At 53.7% G+C, this 21,022-nt stretch carries 20 protein-coding genes and 1 CRISPR repeat array (1 of these 21 cut by a window edge); of the genes, 3 read left to right on the forward strand and 17 right to left on the reverse strand.

The window, feature by feature from the left end; all coding sequences use genetic code 11:
- A CRISPR array of direct repeats spans nucleotides 1-2,530; the repeat unit is 28 nt; unit sequence CTCATAACCCCTCATGGGGATAGATAAC (it extends 2 nt beyond the left edge of the window).
- 123 nt (nucleotides 2,531-2,653) lie between these two features.
- The 8 genes from cas2 to K9N21_00830 are packed head-to-tail and all read right to left on the reverse strand — an operon-like array spanning nucleotide 2,654 to nucleotide 11,651.
- Nucleotides 2,654-2,956 carry a CRISPR-associated endonuclease Cas2 gene (gene cas2 / locus K9N21_00795; GenBank protein ID MCF8142433.1) on the reverse strand — a complete coding sequence of 101 codons (303 nt, stop codon included), beginning with the start codon at nucleotides 2,954-2,956 and terminating at the stop codon, nucleotides 2,654-2,656.
- Between the two features lie 2 nt (nucleotides 2,957-2,958).
- Nucleotides 2,959-3,927 (reverse strand): CRISPR-associated endonuclease Cas1, encoded by a 969-nt coding sequence (gene cas1 / locus K9N21_00800; protein ID MCF8142434.1) that lies wholly within the window; start codon nucleotides 3,925-3,927, stop codon nucleotides 2,959-2,961.
- A gap of 17 nt (nucleotides 3,928-3,944) precedes the next feature.
- On the reverse strand, nucleotides 3,945-4,487 hold the full coding sequence (locus K9N21_00805) for a CRISPR-associated protein Cas4 (protein ID MCF8142435.1): 543 nt from the start codon (nucleotides 4,485-4,487) through the stop codon (nucleotides 3,945-3,947).
- A complete protein-coding gene (locus tag K9N21_00810; protein MCF8142436.1) occupies nucleotides 4,450-6,420 on the reverse strand; it encodes a DEAD/DEAH box helicase in 1,971 nt (656 codons plus the stop codon). Before K9N21_00810 ends, K9N21_00805 begins: the two co-directional genes overlap by 38 nt.
- On the reverse strand, nucleotides 6,411-6,989 hold the full coding sequence (locus tag K9N21_00815; protein MCF8142437.1) for a hypothetical protein: 579 nt from the start codon (nucleotides 6,987-6,989) through the stop codon (nucleotides 6,411-6,413). Before K9N21_00815 ends, K9N21_00810 begins: the two co-directional genes overlap by 10 nt.
- A gap of 59 nt (nucleotides 6,990-7,048) precedes the next feature.
- Entirely contained in the window at nucleotides 7,049-8,062 is a 1,014-nt protein-coding gene (locus tag K9N21_00820; GenBank protein MCF8142438.1) for a type I-D CRISPR-associated protein Csc2, read from the reverse strand.
- Nucleotides 8,059-10,926 (reverse strand): hypothetical protein, encoded by a 2,868-nt coding sequence (locus K9N21_00825; protein ID MCF8142439.1) that lies wholly within the window; start codon nucleotides 10,924-10,926, stop codon nucleotides 8,059-8,061. Before K9N21_00825 ends, K9N21_00820 begins: the two co-directional genes overlap by 4 nt.
- A complete protein-coding gene (locus K9N21_00830) occupies nucleotides 10,923-11,651 on the reverse strand; it encodes a CRISPR-associated protein Cas6 (GenBank protein ID MCF8142440.1) in 729 nt (242 codons plus the stop codon). The genes K9N21_00825 and K9N21_00830 overlap by 4 nt, the downstream gene beginning before the upstream one ends.
- A 52-nt stretch (nucleotides 11,652-11,703) precedes the next feature.
- Between K9N21_00830 and K9N21_00835 the strand changes: the two genes are divergently transcribed.
- Nucleotides 11,704-12,555 (forward strand): WYL domain-containing protein, encoded by an 852-nt coding sequence (locus K9N21_00835; GenBank protein ID MCF8142441.1) that lies wholly within the window; start codon nucleotides 11,704-11,706, stop codon nucleotides 12,553-12,555.
- 113 nt (nucleotides 12,556-12,668) lie between these two features.
- Here the strand turns inward: K9N21_00835 and K9N21_00840 are convergent, their stop codons facing one another.
- From K9N21_00840 to radC, 9 genes are all read right to left on the reverse strand, one after another.
- The gene (locus K9N21_00840; GenBank protein MCF8142442.1) at nucleotides 12,669-13,244 is read right to left on the reverse strand and encodes an ORF6N domain-containing protein; all 576 of its coding nucleotides are present in this window, start codon (nucleotides 13,242-13,244) and stop codon (nucleotides 12,669-12,671) included.
- Nucleotides 13,245-13,326: 82 nt separating this feature from the next.
- Entirely contained in the window at nucleotides 13,327-13,551 is a 225-nt protein-coding gene (locus K9N21_00845; GenBank protein MCF8142443.1) for a hypothetical protein, read from the reverse strand.
- Between the two features lie 284 nt (nucleotides 13,552-13,835).
- On the reverse strand, nucleotides 13,836-14,294 hold the full coding sequence (locus K9N21_00850) for a DUF1016 N-terminal domain-containing protein (GenBank protein ID MCF8142444.1): 459 nt from the start codon (nucleotides 14,292-14,294) through the stop codon (nucleotides 13,836-13,838).
- On the reverse strand, nucleotides 14,245-14,439 hold the full coding sequence (locus tag K9N21_00855) for a hypothetical protein (protein ID MCF8142445.1): 195 nt from the start codon (nucleotides 14,437-14,439) through the stop codon (nucleotides 14,245-14,247). The genes K9N21_00850 and K9N21_00855 overlap by 50 nt, the downstream gene beginning before the upstream one ends.
- Before the next feature lie 402 nt (nucleotides 14,440-14,841).
- Nucleotides 14,842-15,234, reverse strand: a complete 393-nt coding sequence (locus K9N21_00860) for a hypothetical protein (protein ID MCF8142446.1) — start codon at nucleotides 15,232-15,234, stop codon at nucleotides 14,842-14,844.
- A gap of 312 nt (nucleotides 15,235-15,546) precedes the next feature.
- A complete protein-coding gene (locus tag K9N21_00865) occupies nucleotides 15,547-15,897 on the reverse strand; it encodes a helix-turn-helix transcriptional regulator (protein MCF8142447.1) in 351 nt (116 codons plus the stop codon).
- Nucleotides 15,894-16,247, reverse strand: a complete 354-nt coding sequence (locus K9N21_00870; protein ID MCF8142448.1) for a type II toxin-antitoxin system RelE/ParE family toxin — start codon at nucleotides 16,245-16,247, stop codon at nucleotides 15,894-15,896. Before K9N21_00870 ends, K9N21_00865 begins: the two co-directional genes overlap by 4 nt.
- A 144-nt stretch (nucleotides 16,248-16,391) precedes the next feature.
- Complete coding sequence (locus K9N21_00875; protein MCF8142449.1) at nucleotides 16,392-17,327, reverse strand: radical SAM protein; 936 nt, start codon at nucleotides 17,325-17,327, stop codon at nucleotides 16,392-16,394.
- The gene (radC, locus tag K9N21_00880; GenBank protein MCF8142450.1) at nucleotides 17,318-18,061 is read right to left on the reverse strand and encodes a DNA repair protein RadC; all 744 of its coding nucleotides are present in this window, start codon (nucleotides 18,059-18,061) and stop codon (nucleotides 17,318-17,320) included. The genes K9N21_00875 and radC overlap by 10 nt, the downstream gene beginning before the upstream one ends.
- Nucleotides 18,062-18,425: 364 nt before the next feature.
- Between radC and K9N21_00885 the strand changes: the two genes are divergently transcribed.
- Together K9N21_00885 and mutL are read left to right on the forward strand one after the other, a co-directional pair.
- Nucleotides 18,426-19,292: a zinc dependent phospholipase C family protein gene (locus K9N21_00885; GenBank protein ID MCF8142451.1), complete on the forward strand. Its 867-nt coding sequence runs from the start codon at nucleotides 18,426-18,428 to the stop codon at nucleotides 19,290-19,292.
- On the forward strand, nucleotides 19,289-21,019 hold the full coding sequence (gene mutL, locus K9N21_00890; GenBank protein MCF8142452.1) for a DNA mismatch repair endonuclease MutL: 1,731 nt from the start codon (nucleotides 19,289-19,291) through the stop codon (nucleotides 21,017-21,019). Before K9N21_00885 ends, mutL begins: the two co-directional genes overlap by 4 nt.
- The last annotated feature ends 3 nt before the right edge of the window (nucleotides 21,020-21,022 follow it).

Genomic DNA, 21,022 nt, shown 5'->3' on the forward strand with positions numbered 1-21,022 from the left:
TTTGTCCCCTCATTGGGATAAATAACGGGCGGGATCGTGGGCGCGGCGGCGATCGCCATGATCTCATAACCCCTCATGGGGATAGATAACTATGGCCTTAATTGACTGCCCGGATTGTGGAAGAAACTCATAACCCCTCATGGGGATAGATAACCATGCAACTCCGATGCCCCCAAAAGTGCTATCCAACCTCATAACCCCTCATGGAAATAGATAACCCGCAGGCTGGTCAAGGACTACCGGGCCACCGACTTCCTCATAACCCCTCATGGGGATAGATAACCAAGGAAGCCTACCCGGACGAGTACGCGGCTACGATCTCATAACCCCTCATGGGGATAGATAACGAGGGTATGAATTCCAAGTGCCCTGCTTGTTCTCGTACTCATAACCCCTCATGGGGATAGATAACCCCCTCCCCCCGTTTGCCGTGATACCTCGTATTTGTCTCATAACCCCTCATGGGGATAGATAACTGGGTGATCCCCTGGACGGCCCGGTCCATGTCTGCCTCATAACCCTTCATGGGGATAGATAACCATTGTGGGCAAAACCAGCAAATGCAAATCCCGCATCTCATAACCCCTCATGGGGATAGATAACTGGAATAGCTCAACCCTGTATTACAAGGGGGACATCTCATAACCCCTCATGGGGATAGATAACCCGTGACGACGGCGACATCGTCATCAACCTGCAAGTCTCATAACCCCTCATGGGGATAGATAACTGGGCTGATCGTACCGATCCATAAGCGCGGCGATGAACTCATAACCCCTCATGGGGATAGATAACGGTGCTGGACATAGGCATCTATGCCGAGGCCAAGGACTCATAACCCCTCATGGGGATAGATAACAGTACACGGCCCAGAGCGCGGCCCACACCGTGACCTGCTCATAACCCCTCATGGGGATAGATAACCATGCATCCCGATCATGACCTTTTTCAAATAGTTATCTCATAACCCCTCATGGGGATAGATAACCGGCGACCCGCTGGCATCCAACAGCAACTATCACGGCTCATAACCCCTCATGGGGATAGATAACGGGCACCAAGAGCAAGGGCAAAATGTCCGAGCAGCGCTCATAACCCCTCATGGGGATAGATAACGATTGTCATGGCCGGGGATACGTTCGATTCCCGGATCTCATAACCCCTCATGGGGATAGATAACGCGGACCCCGCCCCGCTGGAGGGCCAGGAGCTGGGGCTCATAACCCCTCATGGGGATAGATAACGCCTGGCAATTTACATCGTCGCCCGCGTCAAAATATCTCATAACCCCTCATGGGGATAGATAACGTTTTTCTCCATCCGGTCGATGGTGGCCGCGATTTTCTCATAACCCCTCATGGGGATAGATAACAAGAACTATGCGGACGGGGACCGGCGCATTATCAATCTCATAACCCCTCATGGGGATAGATAACCATCAACACCGAACAGGACGAAGACACTTCCCTGTTCTCATAACCCCTCATGGGGATAGATAACTGGACCCGGTCAAAGAGGCCAACGGTAAAAAGATCGACTCATAACCCCTCATGGGGATAGATAACAATCCCGGAAGGCCACCGGCCCATATACCTGGACAACTCATAACCCCTCATGGGGATACATAACGGCCACCCGGGGCAAGCGATCGTCGATGGTGGAGGCCTCATAACCCCTCATGGGGATAGATAACTCTGTACTACGAAGCCGGTCAGGACCTGGTCAGCATCTCATAACCCCTCATGGGGATAGATAACGGGATCCTCGCCCGGCGTCACGGTAACTGACTCCTCCTCATAACCCCTCATGGGGATAGATAACCGGCCTTGCGGGTGCAGATGTCCACGGCCCCGGTGATCTCATAACCCCTCATGGGGATAGATAACCTGGCGTGAGGACGGTGACGGCCTTGTTTTCGACGTCTCATAACCCCTCATGGGGATAGATAACGTTGCTCCGGCTCACGTCCAGGTCGTCGGCAATGGGCTCATAACCCCTCATGGGGATAGATAACGAGAAAGATGGCGATCATAAACAGGCTCATGTACGCCTCATAACCCCTCATGGGGATAGATAACGTGTGCGTGGAGCTGATTTTCTGGCTCGGATATGCAGCTCATAACCCCTCATGGGGATAGATAACCGGTGCTGCCGGGCTGGCCGGGTCGCTGTTCGGCGACTCATAACCCCTCATGGGGATAGATAACCGATATTATTTGACGTTCCTGGTGAAGGTTGCACGATCTCATAACCCCTCATGGGGATAGATAACGCTGTTGGACGCAGCGGCCCAGAGCCTGGGATCCGTCTCATAACCCCTCATGGGGATAGATAACGCAAGCAAGGCCGGGAAATAGCCGCTGAGATTGGCGTCTCATAACCCCTCATGGGGATAGATAACGATCGACGGCGGCTGGGAGCCGACCGATACCATCAACTCATAACCCCTCATGGGGATAGATAACCGGACGGAACCCATTGCACCTCAATTTGATGTTGCATCTCATAACCCCTCATGGGGATAGATAACCCTTCATTTCATTGGCTTTTTCCGCTAGAATCGGGCAAGGGGAGGCTAAAACCATTCGCTATCCCAATAAGAGTTACGTCATCCCACAGACACCAAACCTTCTTTCCAGATCGAAGTCAAAATCTACAGCACACCAAAATCTGTTGAATGGGAATTGTCTCTGCATTGCTTTGCCTCCCCTTTGCCGCTTTCCCTTTTCACAAAATGGACGACATCGACGTTTTTCCGATTGGCTGCCGTCACCTCCGTAACCCGTTCTCCCGGTTGCAAAAGTCGGCTTATAGAACGTCGCAGTTCGATCAGCTTGGCTTCCGACAGATCACCGCTGAAAACTGAATACTGTATATGATCCAGGTATTTTCGGAGCAGCTTTTTGAACTTTTCCGTACGTTTAGCTTCAACATCATAGGTCATTAGAACATACATGTTTAAAGTCTTCGCTTGAAGGATTCATACTCGGCGATCCCCATGACATGCCGTTCCAAATTTAGGGCTTCCCGATAAACCCACTCCCGGTAGGTACGCTTTTGGACGGTCTCCTCCAATCGGCCCGAAAACTGTTCAGCCACATGTCGACGCCCCAACTCCGTGAGCAGACAAACGCCGTCGTGCTGTTCAAACCAATTATCCTTGATCATTCTCTTCCGGGTCATCCGAAAGATCAACACGTCTGTAAACAAAGGCTTAAACGGTTCCGACAAATCCAGACTGAGAGACGAGCGACCGTTTCCGGGGGCGTGCAGCCAGCTCAAGCTCCCGTCCAAGTGGGTCTTGCAGGTCTCGTGACGCACGACAGCGTAGGTCATTTGGTTCAGGAATGAAATCAAACAGTTGATCGGATTATTCGGCGGACGACGAACCCGCCGTCCGAAATCGAGGCCTGGATCTATATGCCGCCATGCGGCGTAATACTGTTGGTGCAGTTGGCCTTCCATACCCATTAAGCCGGGTGGATCGGGTGCCTTCCCGATCCTCTCCATGAGCGCATCCATCTGTTGGACTGCGCTGTTCACCCCCATCTCGCCCCGATATCGATAATACAGCAAATTGGCACGCATGTTGTGCCCTGCTCCCCGGACCAGCTCCCGTGCAATTCCCATCCGTTCCGATGGATCGAGAATGGACCTGGCCTGTTCCAATTTCACGCGGCCAGACGCGCTCTGGTCAATAGGTTCGAACGCTCCCTTGAAATAGCCATAATAATCAAACACGGAGATACGTACACCATTGGCGCCGCATAGACACAGTAGCCGTGAATTCAACCTGCTTTCCGACATGAGGACGATATGGCGGATCTTTTCAATCGGAAACGGTCGTGCCTCCCCGTTCACTGAAATGAACAGGGTGTTCTCTTTCCGTTTCAGGACCGCATCGCGGGAGACGAAAAGGGTTTCCACCTCAGATATCCTTTCCTTTACTCGAATCCACAAAAACCCGACAAAGAGCAGGTATCGCAAAGTCGGATTCGCGTTGCCTGTGGGGGCGCTTCCAAACGGGCGAGTTCCTCCAGCCGCTCCGAGGCCCGCCATAGCGATTCAAGGCGATTTGCATCCAACGGGACCTCCCGTCCTCGCCGGGTGGACAGGACGTGCGTCACGGCCCGCCATCCCTTCCCGGTGGCGATGGAGAGCATCACGGCATAAAAGGCCGTCTGGTTGTCGGATGCCTCAACTGCACCGCCTGTTCCCTTGTTTTCATAAACGATGCGATCATCCCAATTGATCCGGTCAGGGGCAAGGCCCATCAGTCCTTCGACCGAATGATCCCTGGCATAACTCGATTGGTGCTTGGCCGTCCCCGTAGCTACCCTGGCGTGCCACTGGGCGAAATTGATCCCGTGAAAATACATCCAAGCGCGCCGTTCGCACAGAGTAACATGCTGGAAATGTAGCCCATGGAGTCCCAGCCGTTCGACACGCTCATAAAATGGTTCCGCACGAATCCACCGCCATCTCATCGGTCACCACCAGTCCCGTCAGCCGGACAAGGGTTTCGGTCGCAGCCATAGCCTCTGGATGTTTTTCCCATGCGAGGGCCCCCAGACCCCTTGCATCACGAAAAGCCCGACACCAACTATCGATTAGAAAGGCATCGTCATCCAATTCCGCTACGTATTCAGTATGGGGGAATCGGACCCGGCGATTTGCTTTGATGAACTGCGGACGGTCCAAGAGGCTGTCGCCCAAGGTCCCCCGAATATGCACCTCCTCCTGGCCATCCTCGCCCATCACAACCGGAAATCGATCCAAGATGTCGGTGTTGCGACGCAGCCAGATCTCGGATGCGCGCCATTTTTCACCGGATCCGTCAACCACTCGCACACCTTTATCGATATCCCGAAGCGTGCGGGCCTCTTCTTCGAATCGGTCGCACCAATCCTTGACGATCGGCCCGATTCGAGCATCCGTTTCCATCTTTCGAACTTTCCTAATCAAGGCGAAAACCGCCTTGGCCGGTTGCGGCTGAAACTCCTTCAGGTGCTTCCAGCGATGACCCTGGTTGCTGAAGTGTCCCATCAATACATTCCAGAAGAGACCCGCCGAATAAGCTGCCTGGTTGGGCAAATTGCCGAAATAGCGCCTTCCATCTTGAGGGCGATCTTTAAATCGCTGCCGCATTTGACGGCTCAACGTCTCTGTCAAATCATTAATGCTAAGTCTTTCACCACTGTGGGCTGAAATCCATTTTTCCAATGAAACGAACCAAGAGTATTGGTTGCGAAAATCGTCGTCAATCCGGACGATCACCCGGCCATCGTGGTCGCCCCTTGCAGCCCGGCCGTATCGCTGAAGGAAATTGAGCGGCTCAAAACCCGGCTCCATGAACAATAAGTTAGCCCGAAAAGTTACCCCCATTTCTACGCTGGCCGTGGCGATCAGCATGTCGAATTGTTCAGGGAGGTTATTCCGACCGGCCGAAAAATAATCAGGATGAGCGATGTTGATCCTTGAGTCGTCAATGCTGTCGATGAGAAGAACTCGGCCTTCCGGAAGCCCTGCTGCCCTCAGCATCGCCTCCAGTTTAGGCAAATCCCGCTGAAGGTCGGCCAGCCGATTGTAAATCACGACCACCTGACGGTCCAACCGAATCTCTTCGCGGATGGCCGCGGTTTCACTGTGAAGCAAAGAGACCATGTCCCCGCAATCCCGGAGCGAGAGCTGAACATGGCCATGGACGGGCCGCCCAGTGGAAGTCAAAGTCTCCTTCAGATGAACGATCTGACTGTCTGGAATCTCGATCCGACGAAGGACGGCCTGGATATCCAGCGGAGTGGCAGACAAGAAACTGACTCGTGCCCGGCTTCCGGGATATTCAGTGGCCAATTTGGCGAAGACCGCGGCTAGCCCGAATCCTCTCGGGGCGATGGTGTGGAATTCGTCAAAGACAATATGCTCAAATTGATTGAGTATCTCAAAGACGCCCATGTCGGTCTGGCCTTTTTCCCTTCTCCGTCTCAATAGCAAATGACTCACGACTTCGGGCACTGCAACGATCATTTCACCGCCTTCGAGAGCGATATTAAGCCCAGATATCTCGCGGACCCGGCGTGCGCCCACGTTTGTTTCACCACCGGCCTTCAATGCTTCAGTGGCGTCGGAGGTCCAAAGGGCCAGCTTTTGCGTTGCCGCTTCTGCCCGCCATCCTGCGTCCCGAATCAGGGATTCGTGCAGTCCTGCAATAAGATTTTGGGCCAATCGCCGCGTAGGTACGACAAAGAGAATGCGTTCGCCCGCCATCATGGCCCGCTGGAATGCATAACTCTTGCCGGCCCCTGTGGGCGCATCGGCGATTCGAACCTTCTCCTGCCGGTTCAGCAGTTCCTGCTGCAGCGGAGAGAGTCCGGATTCCGGATCACTCTCCACGCAATGCCTCGAAATAGTCACATCCATTGGATCACTTCCATTGCCGCATCATCGAGTTCCATAGGGGGAGTCAATTGCATGGAATGGAGGCAGTACCGCTCCACCGACAATTCACGGTCGAACATGGCAGCAGTGGCAGCATTGAGGCGGACCGGTTCGTTGCCTTCCGCCCTTTTCAACAGCACCATGCCGTTGCGGTGCAGCCCCACACGAATAACGATTTCAGCCTGCCCTGACGCATCAAAAGGATCGAAGCCCTCCAGCCCAAATACTGCGCCCTTGAACTTCTGTTCCGGAGGGACTTCCTGGACATGGAAGAAATCCTTCAAGTTACCCTTTTTGGCCACGTCCTGGATCTTGCGCTGGAGTCCGGCCTCAGCGTCCAGGTTCAATCGGCGAGTTAATGGAGGCAGTAGCAGAGGATGTTCCGTGATGAACACAGATGTCCGATACGGCATGGCGGCAAGATGATGGCGGTAGTTTTTGGGGGGAAGGCCCAGTCGGGCCGCAGTCATGCCCAGAGCGGCAGCCAACGCAAAAGCGGCCGCCCGGTCTCCGATCAATTCGGGAAGAGTGGCTGTGCCGCCTTGAACCATCAGGCTGTGGTAGCAAAACGGCGACAGGGTCCTTGCCATCACTGGAATTGCCTTGATAGTCATGATGATTTCCCCGTACCGAACCAGCTGTCGAACAGTTCCGCCACTTTGGGCGCGGCCTTGATATATTGATCCTTCAACTCGGGATCATCCGCTTCGAACCGTTCCACCAGGTTGCGTTGATAAGCCTGGGCTTCGTCGGGTCCCATGGCCGCTTCATGGAGAGGTGACAGCAACTCGTGGAGCTTTTCAGTCACCACGTTGGGACTCTTCAGGTCTAAGCCCTTTCCGGTCATGGCCTTTACCACCTCGTAAGGAGATGTCTCGGCCCTCTCAAACCGACTGCCATAGAGTCCCACCAGACGGGAATGGATGTTGACGCCGGTGATGGAGGTCTGCCCGCCATAGGAACCGGCAAGCCCCATGGAGAGCAGCAGGTGGTCCAGTCCTTCCAGAGGCAGCACCTTGCCCCGAGTGGACAGGACCTGCACCATCAAGGTCCCCGGCAGGATGAAATAGCGGGTAAACAGATGTTCGCTGTTCTTCTTGCTTTCGGCATCGAACAAAGTGCCGTCCTCCATGGCCCGATTGTGAAAGCTTTCATCCACACACAGATGTTTAGGCAAAAGGCTCAGCCCGTCGGAATAGTTTACTCCGGCCCGCACCGGCAGAATCCGCGTGTCATGGGTGGTGGAATCGCCGAAAACCAGAGTATTCAGATCATAGGCGTCCGACGGCTTCTGATCCTTGCGGAGGATCGTCTTGTTCTGAGGCAGTCGTCCCCCAACCCCATAAGCGCGGAGAATTTGAAGGCCGCGGCCTTTTTCCGGATATTTAAATTTGTTGGGAACAGCGCGAACGTAAGGCTCATCCAAAACCTCAATATCCGTAATTTCCTGCTCCGCATTCCGGAACACCACCGGGGCGATGGCTTCCCGGATCACTACAAGATTGATGCACCCAAGGTTTTTTAGCGCTGGATGGATATATTCATCTTTCTTGCCCTTGCTTTCGCTAGGGCTGGCCGTCACCAATAAGTCGATGTTGCCCAGATAAGGGATAAATCGTTTCATTCGTTATCCTCCTTTTGGATGTTATTCCGATTTTCATTCACACGGTCATGATGCGTTTTCAAGAAAGCCATGCGGTAGATGCTGGAAAGAATCCGTCGACTTTTCTGGGTGGGACTTTTGCCGGCCAAGACCCCAAACCAGACATCGTTGACGAACAGTTCGGCCACCGCGAGGCAATTATCGATGAAACCTTTATCCTTCCATGCCTTGTTTTTCCGAATCAGGTTGGTCTCCAGTTCCCCCGCGATCGCATAGCCGAGGGATGCGGCGTCCTCCTGTCCGATGCGGCGTGCCTCGTTGGCGGTATCCAGGCAAATCTTGAAAACCATCAATTCTTCATTGGCCGAGGCCGCGCTGCCAGGGTTTCTCTGAATGCCGGCCGCGGCCCTACCTAACCTCACCAATGCACCATCTTGTTCATTCATGAGTCCTTCATCCTCCATACAATTAGTGAATTCCAAATATAAACGGTTTGACAACGCAGACCTTTTTTCCTCACGATCCTTCAAATGGCACCACGCGAGGCACATGGCACCAAACCGAGTCCTATTCCCGGCATACTGCATGAGCACCTCATATCCCAGACCGTTGGTTTCGAGCAGATCGGACGCCATGTGAAGCCGATCAAGGGCAAGTGGAAGTTGTTCCAGATACAATCCGTTATCGCCTAGAAGTTCCACTAAAACCCGGGGCATGGCATCGAAATAAAAATACTCTTTCCGAAGGATAGGCAGGCCACGAAACAGATGAATTGGGCGCCCCAAGCGCCGGGCGGCGGTGATCAGCATCCGAAGAAAATCGACTTGCCCCTTAAGGGTTTCGGGAATCCTTTCCAGGCGGGCCATTCGGTGGCGACCCTGATATGCTTCTATTCCCTTCAGAACCCGACCCTTTTTCATCTCATATCGGGTCAGATCATAAAGGGACATGGCCCCCATGGCCCGGTCTTCGGTCAAACCGAGGCCACCAAACAGTCCGCTGGTGGTAGGAGATGAAATCAGCGTGGGCACCCCGCTTTCTCTTCCACCCTGAATTTCGTGAACGTCCGATCTCATTCTATGTTCCGCTATGGAGGTGAACCCGACATTGGTGTGAGACTTTTCTGAGGTGATCAGTTCGGGACGTCCCTCCCGGCCGGAAAAAGCCGAAACCTTGACACCGTAGAGCCCGGATGCCTGATTGATGGTGCATTTAAAATCCACTGGTTCATCCGTGAAAAGACATCGCCCTTCCGCGGACTCATCTTCTGCAACAACCCGTGTGCCGGCCAGCAGACGCGCCAGGCGGTTTCGGACACCGTCGACCACTGCGGCGCCTTCTCTCTGGATAAATTGGTTCAGGCCAGGAGATTGACCCTGACCTTCCAGCCATTTTTGTAACAGGCAAGCATCACTCTCCCATATCCGCTCAAGAACACCACCGTCTTCTGTGGCCAGGGCGACAGCCCACAAGGCCGTCACAGTCCGGCGGGAGGTGTCGTCTGAGATATTGGCGATCCAGTGTGGGCGCTCCATATTAACAGCAACCAATAGTTGGTTTTCCCGTTCAGTGGGTTGTAAAACACCGTTCTTGGGTTTCGCGTTCACCTTCAGATTAAGCAGCAGCACCAGATGGGCAGCGAGGTAAAGCCACTCTCTGTCGCTTGGCTCAATGCCGTCGAAGGACGCATAGAGCGTCGTCAAGGCACCAGTGGGATTTTTCGGCCATACCGGCGCCAGTCCGATATCCGACAGCAGATCCTTGAGCAACGGTTTCAGTGAATCTCTCAATTCGTTTTTGATCTTGAACAAATCTGTGAGATCTTTGGACGTCAGTCGATTTACAATGAATTCTATCATCTCTTCGTGCGTGGGCTGGCCTTCATAGAGGGAAGGGACCCCTCGGTTGGAGACATCAAGCCTCATTTTGAAAGGGAGGTGATGACACAGTCGATCCAGCGCACTCGTCACGATATCATTGTACGAAGACTCCGGAATCAGCACAAACAAATGGCCATCCTGATGGACTTCAATCAATGGGGGCATCCCTGCCAGTTCCAGGCTCATGAGCGACAGCCATCGCTGGAGTTCATCCAGGAGAAACGGATGGTGCGGATCGAAAATATGAATAGCCTTCCAATTTCTTAAAATATCCGTGTGAAGACAGCTTTGATCGCTGGAAAGCAGGCGGATAACACCTTCCAAGCCACCTGTTTCGGGCTCGGTCGAAAGCCATGTACCGTCCAACCGGTCAGCAAGTCGCACATAAAGGGGAAGGGACTCGTATTCACGGGGGGGTAATTCATCCGGGGGCGTTCGATGGGCCTGGGTGGCTTCCACCTTCTCCAACAGATATCGAAGCGCATCAGGAGTCAGTGAAGCGTCAACGGCCCCCAGAAATGCATGGATGCCGTACCGAGCCATCCTTTCTGAGACCATGTCCGTTTCCAATGGCGCGTTTCTCTTCAATTGGAGATCCTTGTCCAGATCATGGCAGAAGCCGATGACCGCCAGCACGCACAACCGCTGTTCCAGAACACTCGGGTCCATCTCAGGATTCTGGCACATCCAATCCAGTGCAGCCAACGTAATGGCCCCTCGGGCGACGGAAAGAAGATGATCGAGCATACTTACGTTAGAAAACTTGCTGTAAATGTCTTGCTTTTCTTGGGTTGGGGCTATCCCCCCCTTGCCGCTGATAGACATTAAACGCGGAATTCTGGGATCGATCATGAATTTATTTTCCACTTTCTTCCGCGTCTCTTCACCCAACGGCCCACCCAAACGATCATTAATCACATGGCGCTCGACCACTTCGGCTAAAAAGCGTCTGTAAACCGACGCGGCTATCTGGGACGCGGTTTCCCCCCACTCCTTTTGGATCATCGTCCCACCCCCTTTTCCACCAAGCCGATGCACCCAAAACCAAAGCGATTTTTTTCGCCGATTCCCGCGTACCAGGCCAAGCGGAGATCTTCTTCGGCACCCTGGAGAACCAAGGGGACGCGCATGCCTATGACGAAGCTTTTTCGGCCGTCCGCAAACTCTTTGAGCGGTATCAGCGAGTCGTGTTTCTGGTTGCAGCGGACATAAAGTCGATCAGGCTCAACCTTAAGCTGAACCGGACGATCCGCCACTCTTGAAAGCCGCGCACTCACCGCGGAACTCAAGTCCACCTCGTTCACATGTGATACCCATTGCCGCTTGCTGTTTTCCTTTCGGGACACGGCCAGAGGCGAAAGCATGACCACGCCCAGAGATGTCAGACCCGGTGCGATAGGGTCGGGGTCGATTCGCACTTCTGCAGCGGAAAAGTCAACGGCTTCGCCCGTAGCCGCCCTTGCATGCCGGATATCGGCTGGGTCCATCTCCGACAGCCAGGTCCCTAATTGCGGATCCGGGCTACCGACCACAAGGGTATGCACCTTGTTCCCTTCTTTCTGACGCCATCCCAGAGCAGCGAAATGCCACATGCCGGCATTTGGGCCGACCACTGCTTCTGCGGGGGCTCCTCCAGCTGTCCAAGCATTGACCAGGGCGTCATGAAGGGTATCGATATTGCGATAGTCAACGCTTTTCCTTTTTGGTAATGTGATTCGGACGCGATGCATGGTGATGTCCTCCTGTTTTTATGTTTCGAAAATACCATAGGCGATGGCAGAAATGAGAGTCAAGAAAAAAGAAGGACCTATAAGGAATAAACATGTCAAGAAACTTGACATGTTTATGCTCGCTCGGTTTGAGTTTATCGAGACGCGGCTATTCTGGGGGGAGGGCCTTAGAGCCAGCGACCTAGCCGAAGCCTTCGGGATCACACGACAATCGGCTCAGACCACTATCGATGATTACCGGCGCCGACATCCCCGACAAATGCGATATGATCCGAAACGCAAAAGACATGTTCCCGAAGATTCTTTTTCGCCAAGCTATATTCGGACTGCACCGATTCGTTTTCTCGATTACCTCCGAGGGCAAACGCTTGCCGGGTTTTACAGGGAAGAGCGAGGGTGGAGCGACATAGAACTGACCGATGTGGACAGATTACTGCGACCAGAGTTGCCTCTGGAAACTATCAGAACGGTTCTTTCTGCGCTGCTGCGGAAACAGGTAGTTCAAATCAATTACCGCAGCAAAAACCTAGAATCCCTGACGGTCCGGTCCATATCGCCAAATCACTTGGTTTTTGCCGAGGATCGTTATCACTTGCGGGCCTACTGCCACCAGAAACAGTATTTTCTTGATTTCGTTCTCTCGAGGATTTTGTGGGCGGAAATTACAAACGAGGAGTGGGTGTCTTCTGCAGAGGACAAGATATGGAATACATTTACTACATTACGATTTCGTCCAAACCCGAAATTACCTATGGAAACCCAGGACGCGGTGTTGAAGAACTATGAAACCCAGGAAAGTGGGTATCGGATAGTGAGATGTCGAGAAGCGCTGGCGTATTACATTAAACGAAAACTCCTTTCTTCCAACAATAAGTATGGCACTCCGCTGTGGGAAGAAGTATAAGTCCTTGCGTGAGACGGGGCTAATTTAATCATCTAGGTATACCGGCATTTTTGCCAGGCGTGAATCTGATCGGCACACATCTCCTCTATGCGACAGTCTCGATGGTCCTGCCATCAACCCTCCGTTTTCCTGGATCGCTTGCCATACCGACCTTTGGGTTCATTGACCTCGAAGCCGATCTTTTTTCTCGGTTTTTCTGGTAGCGTCATGAGCTGCCGGATGGCCTCGAAGATCATCTGAATCTGTTCATCGTGATCTGTGATGCGATTTTCGAGATCGCTGACTTTGGCAGCAAGTTCCTTGTGGGTGGCCAAGATTTCCCTCAATCTTACAAATGCCCTCATGATCTCTATATTTACCTCTATCGCTCGTCTGCTCCTAAGGACACTTGAAAGCATGGCAACCCCCTGCTCTGTAAAAGCCATCGGCCTATATCGCGAGCCTCCCCAACCATCGGAACTTGAGGTCACAATTTGTGACCTCAAGTTTATAACCTCTTGAGATGTGAGTATAAACATGAAATCCGAAGGGAACCTATCCGGATTTCTTTTCACTGCCTGCTTCAGACTCTTTGTTTCAATGCCATATAATTCGGCCAAGTCTTTATCCAGCATAACCTTCAGGCCACGTATAACGAAAATGGAGTTCTCGATGATTTCAATTTGAACCGGGGATCTTCTTCTCGGCATTTTTCAACTCCTCGATTATCCGGCTGTCTGCCCACACCCCAATGTGTTGGCCTTGACCTCCTTGATCGCCTTGTGTGGGTTATCAACCCCCGCCTTCCAAATCCGTGCAGTCACCATGCCGCAGATCGAATTCTTCCCCGGCCTTCCAGCTTTGAATACCAGGGCGTGCATCCAGCCATTCGGCAATCCGCTTGAACCTGTCATCAGGGTTGTCGGAACGTCGGCCCAGCTCCACGACAAAACTGAGTTTCTCTGCGGTCTCGCACCCGCCGCAGCAACATCCGCTGGCCTCGATGGCTGCATCAATAGATTATGGAGTGCGCGTCTTTTCTGATGGGTGGGTCCATGGGGTCCATGCTCTTATGCCTCTTTCCTCTATGAGTTGTCCCCCTCTCAATTAGACTCCGCTGTGCGCCCTCGGGTGCTGATAAAAACGAACGGCCGGCAGACTAATCCCACTCTGCCAAACAAAAACACCCCTCGGTAGAGTAACCCAAAGGCGTCTGATGATGACCTGGGCAAGCTGAACCGCCCTTTTGGACGGATTGCCGGGTCCTGTTCATTCCTTTTCCCCCCGGCGCACCACGGCGTTTAGTTCCCGCTCAATGGTATCAACCGCGGGAAGACTGAGACGGAGAGACTTGGGCAGGGCGCGTGTAAACCGGGTGCGCCAAAAGGATCCTTCAACGACTGTTGGGCAAGATCGGACTGCGGAGCCGGCAATGTTCGCGCGAAATTGGTAACCGCCTTGCCCTTTCGGGCGTGAAGGTCGGAATCAATTTGAAGGGCCAGGACATCCCGCGACCAGCCATGCTCGACCGCGGCCTCGGCATACCAGAGGCGGGCGGCGGTATTTTTGACTTTCTGAAGAAGAACAACATGATGCCCCCACGGCAAGCGCGTCACGGCCAGGGGCAGGGGGCATGAAGCGATTTGTCTCACGCGCTGTGCGACGATTTCGCTTTCCGATTGTCGCACAGCCCGTGCGACGATTCCCGAATCATCCAGCCAAGCCAGGTAATTCATCCGGGAGATCTGAGAAGGCGGCATCCACGCTCGCGGGGAGTTCCTTATCTATGAACCGTTCCACCTCCTCCCGTCTGGCCGCGAACAGGCGATAGATCGCGAAATCCAGATCCGCCGTATCCAGTTGAAAACAGAGCACGAAGATGCTCCTGAAACCGCTCAAGTCCACTCATGTCACCCTCCTGACGGGATTCTGTCTTTCACCATCGCTCACTGGCTCCCCGAGCCTTTTCCGTTGGCTGATCCGGACTTTGGGATCCAGAATTTGCAGCCCTCGTCCACAATGTTTCTCGGGATATCCTTGTTGGGTCTGCCAATCTTACTAAAATAGGTGCAAGTGCCAAAAAAATTATTCCCTGCGATTTGCTGATACTTGCATGTCCAGCAAGATTTTTTTTCGGGAATTCCCCGGGCTTTCGATACCCGGCCCTTTTCATCCTTGTATTCAAGGAGAAGGTCATTATCGATGCCCTTGGACACATCCAGGCTTGCGGCGCCGGTCGCGTCCTTTTCTACGGTGGGTGGGGATGGAATGGTGTTTATACTAAGGAGCCTTCTTTTTCCGTTGGAATCAGTCCCCCGCGAGCACAATGGGCTCTCCTGTCCTGAACTGCCAGAACAACGTCTTCCATAGTACCCCCATCCATTCCCCGACAACTCCCAGGCCCCGCCAGAGATTGACTCTCAAGGCCAGTTGCGGGTTGAGGACGCCTATATGGAGGAACAGGCCTTCGAGGACCGCGGTTTTTCCAACGCCATTGATGCCCGTGATGAGGTTCACACGGCTGAAAGGCCCTATCTCAAGGAACTCGAAACCCCGGAAATGGTTTATTTCGAATCTTGTGTATTGCAAGGCGGGACTGACCGGTCTTGAGGGAGGTGAGTATGGGACCGCAGCCTCTCCAATTCCCGATGATCTCTTCTTGGGCTTCTGTTGTTTCTTGCCTGCAGGTCGCTTATTCATGATGTCTCTCCCCTCTGAAAAGCCTTAGAGCCCAAACCTATAGAATGACCATCTTGAATATCGCTTAACTCAGTGGTCCTTCTTAACGCAACTGTCTGTCTCAAGTCAAGAACTCGCCAGACTCATGGAAGTGTAGCTGGTCTGTTGAGGTCCAAATCAAACGGCGTTTCACCTCTGGTTGTTTCAACCTCCTGAATTTGACAGGTTATTCCCGTGCGATTAACCTCTGAACCCCGTAAACGGTTACGATCACTGCTATTTGATCCAAAACCCAAGCGTCTTCTGTCTGCATCGGCAAGGGAGACATAGGCATCATTTCTTATCATAAACAGGCGTCGCTTCAGCTACGGCTGCCTGGCCGGAAGCGTCTCTTCGTCGGATATCCACGTGGACGGTCGCTCCGAGTACCGCTGCAATACGGCGCAGCATGCTCAGGGAGTGACCTTCATAGGAAGGGGATTCGAGGCGACTGATCTGCTGTTGAGAGGTCCCCACTTTTTGGGCCAGTTCCTTTTGGGACAGTCCTGCCTCCTTGCGTAAGGCAGCCAATTTCATAGCCACGTCCCAGGCTTCACCCGCCCTTTCGAAACGGTCCCTGAACTCGGCGTCTCCCAGTTGTTCATCAAGATATCTGTCAAAATTGGTTTTGCCGTTGCGTTTCATTGGGTAAACCTCGCGTGCCAATCGCGCTTTCTATCCAGAGCAACCTTCCGATCTCCGGGGGCAATGCTTCTGGCCTTGTTTCGAACCCCGTGCAGTATGATAATCCTCTTCCCTTTTGAAAAGAAATAGAGCATCCGTGAATTCAACTTGCCCACGTGTCTGAGTTCAAAGAGATTATCCCCGATGGGCTTGGAAAGGGGCGGCTTATGGTAACCCCTGTTTCGAAGTTTGGCCATGCCGGCCATCAACGCCGCAAAGTCACCCGGGTCGGATTGCTTTAACCCGTCCAAGAAGTCTTGAACCGGGCATGCCCCGGAGCGGGTTTCATAGAATTCTATGGCAAATTCCATTGGAAGTCAACATCAATATTGATGTAATAGGGATGGTCTGGTTAATACGACCTGTAACAGCTTGATCAAGAAAGCGTTGCCTTTGGTCGCCCGCCTCAAGGCAGAGATCTTTCAATCCTCCCTTCTTGCCGATGTCTGGAAGGATCATGGCGCGGTTCCTATATCGCACCCCCGAACCCGCAATTCAGGGATCATCAGGCCCAGGATCAGCCGCAGGGTCGGGTAGTCAACCGGCTTGAAGGCCCCCCGGTAGGCCGCCACGGCCGCACACCCGCATCGGGAACAGTCGGCCGTGTCCCCATAGGTGCAGGCCTTGGGGTGGCCATTTGACTTGAAACAGCGAATATGGCGGCTCACCGGGCAGTCGGCGTAGCGGTTCCACTTGAAAAAATCACCTGTGGTCAGCAGCTGGCGGGCCATGGCAGGCGTAAAGCCGATCTTCTCCCCATATCTTTTCCGCAGGGAGAGCAGTTTCATCACCAGCCGGTCCCTCTCCTTTAGAGGGATGAAGAGGTCTGAATCGTCCGTGCTCCGGTCAGGCGTGTAAAAGGAAAATCCGATCCCCTTAACCGGCAGTTTCATCATGTGGCGCGCAAACTCGTTCAGGCTGTCCTGATTGAGCCTGGAGATGGTCATATGGATGATGGGGGGCTGAGGCGCCGTTTTCAGGTGCTCCACGGCCCTGGCATACACGCCCCTCCCCCGGATGCTGTCGTTGAGGTCCTCGGGACCGTCCAGGGAAAGTATCCACTGCACATTTCGCAGCAATGGGAAGCCGTTCATCCCGTTGGTAAAGGCCAGCGTCGCATCGAATATTTCCCCTGCGACCCGGCACACCTCGGGCCGGAGCGTGGGTTCCCCTCCGTACAGGATGGCCGCGGCCAGACCGCTTGCCCGAAGGGCCTTAAGGAACGCGATCATCCGGCCGTCATCCAGTTCAGCGGGATGGTCCTGCTTCCACCAGTAACAGTGACGGCACTTGAGATTGCATCGATGCGTAATATCGACGGCGACTGTGGTGGGGAGACGCGTCAGGACCCATTTGGCCAGTATCAGCAGCTTTCCGGGGGTCAGGAGCATGGCGTCTGCGCGTTGAATTTGCTTTCATATTCATTGACAAAGCGCCGGATGATCCCCTGGTCTGCAAAACTGTAGTAGGTGTTGTTCCCGATGATGATATGATCCAGGACCTGAACCGTCAACACCCTGGCGGCCCAGACCAGGTCTCTGGTCAGCCGCTGGTCCTCGGGTGAGGGGGATGGATCCCCTGAAGGATGGTTATGCACAAACACGAGGGAGGCGGCCTTATACTCCAAGGCCATGGAAAGGACCTCGCGCGGGTAGACCGCGCTTCCCGTGAGGCCCCCCTTAAAGAGATCGTGGTCCGCAATCAGCTCGTTCTTGCGCGTCAGGAAGAGAACTTTAAAGACCTCTCTCTTGAGGTCCCGCAGGGAATGAAACAAATAGTCGAAAACCGCCTGGGAAGAACCGAAAAACATCTTCCCGGAAATCCTGTCCTTGAGATACCGGTTGGCCACCTGATGCACCAGACCCAGATAGAGGGCATTCTTGGGGCCGATCCCTTTTATCCCGGTTAACTGCTCCAGGGGAGCCGACAACACCCCTGAAAGATTGCCGAATGTCTTAAGGGCCAGGCGGGCCGGAAGCTTCTGATCGCCCCTCGGGGTCCCCAGGGTCAAGAGAAACTCAATGACCTCTTCATCGCTGAATCTCTCGATACCGCCCTCCAGAAACCGCTGCCGCAATCTCTCCCGATGGCCGGTGCCCCGTTTTTGCCAGTCTTCCTTATCCATTCCTTCCCCCGCGGCACTCGAGACGCCCGTGTATCAAGGCACCCGTTAAGATTCTGCATCCGTACTCCCGCTTGCGGGACAACTTCCGGAAAAATTCGTGGGTCCTGTTGGTTAACCCTGTAAAATAATATCTGTGTGTGCCTTCACGTCTTTGCATGAGATATTCCGGATCACGGCTATGCCGTTGATTGTATCAAAGACCTGGAAAAATTCAAGAAGAAGGTTGTTGTATGAAGAAGGGTGCTTATCATTGTCCCTGTCGCAAATCCTCCGTATAAAAAGATTGAAGGGGGAGCGACAGTGTGATATGGTGTATTAATTTGTAAAAATACATATCATTTCATCCAGGAGATACCACCCCCTCATGTTATTTGTTGTAAAAGTAGTTGTGTTTGCTGTCGGTTATCTCATCATCCATCTCTTAGACGCGAAATGCGCCCTCGCCTGGGGGCCCGGCGTCCATACCGCATTGGCCCTCAACTCGCTCAATTCCGCCAGTCTCCTCCTTCCCTCTGTGGCCCAGGTCATCACCTCATTTCCCATCGAATACATATACGGCTGCCTGTCCGCCGATTTTTTCATCGGAAAAGGGAAAAAAACCTACAAGAAAAATCCGCATACCTGGGAGGGCGGTTTCAAATTTCTGCGCGGGGCCAAAGATGACCGTGAGACAGCCTATGCCCTTGGATTTCTCTCTCATCTGGCGGCCGACGTCATTGCCCACAATTTTTTTATCCCCAATCTCTTAAGCGCCTACCCGGGAAGGGGAAAGATGGGCCATCTATTTTGGGAGATCCGGGCGGATTATCGGATCGGCGCGGCCTACACAAGGATCGCCAGGGGCATACTGGATATGGACCATCAAATCTGCGACGACCTTCTCAAGCTGATCGGAGGGAAGCGGAAAAACGGTTTCAAGGCCGGAAAGGGCTTTTTTGCCCAGACCGTCAAGTTTTCCGACCGTATTTGTACCACGCGGGAACTTTTTTTTGAAACCCGTGTGGTCCGGTGGCGCCATTTTCACGGATATCTGGCCCTCATGCTGGGTCTTTCCCGCAGCCTGGCAAACGATTTCCTGAAACATCCCGAAACCTCGGTTTGCCTGCTGCACGACCCTATGGGCACGCACAATCTGCTTCTGGCAAAAAAGAAACAGGCCTTTCCAAGATTTTTCAGAAATCCTCGCCCTGTCCGACGGTTCGACGTAGACAAAAACCTTCTTTCCCTATGAATACGATCCGAATCCTCTCCGAAACATTGGCCTCCCAGATCGCGGCCGGAGAGGTGGTGGACCGGCCCGCCTCTGTTGTGCGGGAATTGACGGACAACAGTATTGACGCGGGTGCGGACCGGATCGTGGTCACCATTGAAAACGGGGGCAAACGACGCATCAGGGTCAGCGATAACGGTCTCGGCATGTCCAAAGATGATCTCTTGTTGTGCGTGGAAAGGCATGCCACAAGCAAGATTCGAACGGCATCCGACTTGCTGAGCGTCCGATCTCTGGGTTTCCGGGGAGAGGCCCTTCCCAGTATCGCCGCGGTCGCCCGCATCCAAATCACCTCTCTGCCCCAGGGCCTCCTGACAGGACACAGCCTCAGGATTTCGGGGGGAAAACTACTGGAGATAAAGGAGACGGGCGCCCCTCCGGGGACGATTGTCGATGTCAAGGACCTCTTCTTCAACATCCCGGCGAGACGGAAGTTCCTCCGTGCCGTGCGGACGGAGACGGATCACATCGTGGACAGCCTCTCCCGGATTGCCATGCCGTTTCCAGGGATCACCTTCAGACTGGATGACGGCACTCGGAATGTGATCCACCTCCCTGCATCTGAAGACACCCGTGACCGTATCTCCGGATTGATGGGCCGAAAGACGGCAGAGGCCATGGTGACGGGGGAGGAAAAAGAGGGTGATCTCTCCATCAGAGTCTATGCAGCGCCCCCGGATTTCGCAAGAAGCAGGGGCGATCGCCTTTATGTATATGTCAACGGCAGGAACATCAGAGACCGGCTCGTGACAAAGGCGATCATGGAGGGATACGGCCGGCGCCTCATGAAGGGCCAATACCCCCAGGTGGTGATGTTTATTGATATCGATCCGTTGGAGATCGACGTCAATGTCCATCCGACCAAGCAGGAAATCCGATTTCGCAACGCCTCCAGGATATTCCGGGCCATTGTGTCCGCTGTTGGAAAAAGTCTCGACAGCTCGCCTCAACCCTTTTCGAGGCAGGGGGTTTTGGACCGTGCAATCCCCTTTGAGCGGGTATCTTCACCCGCTGTTTCAGAACCTCCCTGGGAGTATTCTCCAGGACCCGCGTGGACAGAGACCCTGTCTCGGCCGGTATTGGCCGGGCCGTCCCCCGATTCGGCCATGGTCCCCACCGGGCCGAGAATCATCGGGCAGTTGGGACATACCTATATCCTGTGCGAAACCTCGAACGGGCTCATGATCGTGGATCAACACGCGGCCCATGAACGGATCGTATATGAACATCTCAAGAAATCCCTTGCTGCCGAAAAAATAGAGATGCAGGCACTCCTGATCCCTCACGAGCTGGAACTCTCCACAAAGGAAACCCGGGTAATGCTGGAAAAGGGGGAGGGGTTGCGCAGATTCGGGCTTGACTTTGACCACTTCGGCGGCAACACCTTTTTATTGACGGCGGTTCCGGCCCTGCTGAGGAACGTGGACTGGCAGTCCTTCGTGTCCGAGCTGGTCATAAAATTGACAGAGGACGTTCCTGATGAAAGCACCCTGTTCGACGCCTGCATCACTCTGATGGCCTGCCACGGTGCTATCCGGGCCGGGCAGCGATTGAACCTTGAAGAAATGGACCGGCTCCTGGCTGAATTGGGAGAGATGGACCTCCCCACCAACTGCCCTCACGGAAGACCCATATCCAGGCAGTTTACCTATTATGAGATGGAAAAACTGTTTAAGCGGGCGGTGTAAGCG

It is taken from the genome of Deltaproteobacteria bacterium, assembly GCA_021737785.1.
Taxonomy (GTDB): domain Bacteria; phylum Desulfobacterota; class DSM-4660; order Desulfatiglandales; family Desulfatiglandaceae; genus AUK324.